Annotated in this window: 1 protein-coding gene; it reads left to right on the top strand. The window is 63.6% G+C overall.

The annotated features are described in order from the left end of the window. The first annotated feature begins 228 nt into the window (after positions 1-228). Positions 229-1434 (top strand): IS110 family transposase, encoded by a 1206-nt coding sequence (locus HWX22_RS31210; protein ID WP_175912686.1) that lies wholly within the window; start codon positions 229-231, stop codon positions 1432-1434. Positions 1435-1450: the final 16 nt, after the last annotated feature.

Here is a 1450-nt window from a genome sequence, read left to right as displayed (position 1 = left end):
CGTTACTATCTTCGTGCCCCGATAATCGGGGCTTTGGCCAGCCAGGCCCGGCATGATTCTCGCCCCCAGTCGCAGTCATGATCCGGGGGGTGTTGTCACCGGGCCTGGTGGGTGGCTGGTGATCGCTGATAGGGGTTTGGCCGGGATATCCCGACGCCGTCCGTAACGTGGATGCCGAGACTTGCCACCGTTGTTGCAGGCCAATCCGTTCACTCTGCTCATACTTCGATGCAAGACACTCAACAACATGGTGCCGTCGATGTCTTCGTCGGCGTCGATGTCGGTAAAGGCCAGCATCACGCCGTTGCGCTCGATCGGAACGGCAAGCGTCTGTACAACAAGGCGCTACCCAACGACGAGGTCAAACTGCGAGCTCTCATCGCCGAACTCAAGACTCACGGTCGATTGCTGTTCGTCGTCGATCAGCCTTCCACCATCGGCGCGCTTCCGGTGGCCGTCGCCCGCGCGGAAGGCGTATTCGTCGCCTATCTGCCCGGACTGGCCATGCGCCGCATCGCCGATCTGCATGCAGGTGAAGCCAAGACCGATGCCCGCGACGCCGCGATCATTGCCGAAGCCGCCCGCTCGATGCCGCATACGCTGCGCTCACTTCGATTGGCCGACGAGCAGCTCGCCGAGCTCACCATGCTGTGCGGCTTCGACGATGATCTCGCCGCTCAGGTCACTCAAACCAGCAACCGCATTCGCGGCCTGCTCACCCAGATCCATCCGGCGCTCGAGCGCGTTCTCGGACCGCGCCTCGACCATCCGGCGGTGCTCGATCTGCTTGAGCGCTACCCATCACCCGCCGCGCTTGCCGCAACCAGCGAGAAGACGCTCGCCAACCGCCTGACCAAGCTCGCGCCCCGCATGGGCAAAAGCTTGGCGGCTGAGATCGTTCAGGCTTTGCACGAACAAGCCGTGATCGTGCCCGGCACACAAGCTGCCACCATCGTCATGCCTCGTTTGGCCCAGCAGCTTGCGGCTTTGCGTAAGCAGCGTGACGAGGTCGCTGCCGAAGTGGAGCGACTGGTGCTTGCTCACCCTCTTTGGCCGGTCCTGACCAGCATGCCGGGAGTCGGCGTCAGGACCGCCGCCAGACTCCTGACCGAAGTCGCCCACAAAGCCTTCGCTTCGGCTGCACACTTGGCGGCCTACGCTGGCCTTGCCCCGGTCACCCGGCGCTCAGGCTCGTCTATCCGAGGCGAACATCCATCCAGACGCGGCAACAAGGTGCTCAAGCGCGCCTTGTTCCTATCCGCCTTCGCAGCCTTGCGAGACCCCGTCTCGCGGGCCTATTACGCGCGCAAGATCCAGCAGGGCAAGCGCCACAACCAAGCGCTCATCGCGCTCGCACGGCGACGCTGTGACGTCCTGTTCGCCATGCTGCGCGACGGCACCATTTACCAACCCAAGTCAGCCCCTACCGCTTGACGAAACACATAGGGGC

Source organism: Burkholderia sp. BCC1638 (assembly GCF_902833195.1).
Classification (GTDB): domain Bacteria; phylum Pseudomonadota; class Gammaproteobacteria; order Burkholderiales; family Burkholderiaceae; genus Burkholderia; species Burkholderia diffusa.
This window is presented reverse-complemented; position numbering and strand designations above follow the sequence as displayed.

Bases quoted from the DNA above. Each gene is read 5' to 3' on its own strand.
- HWX22_RS31210 (WP_175912686.1), top strand. From the start codon at position 229: ATGCAAGACACTCAACAACATGGTGCCGTCGATGTCTTCGTCGGCGTC.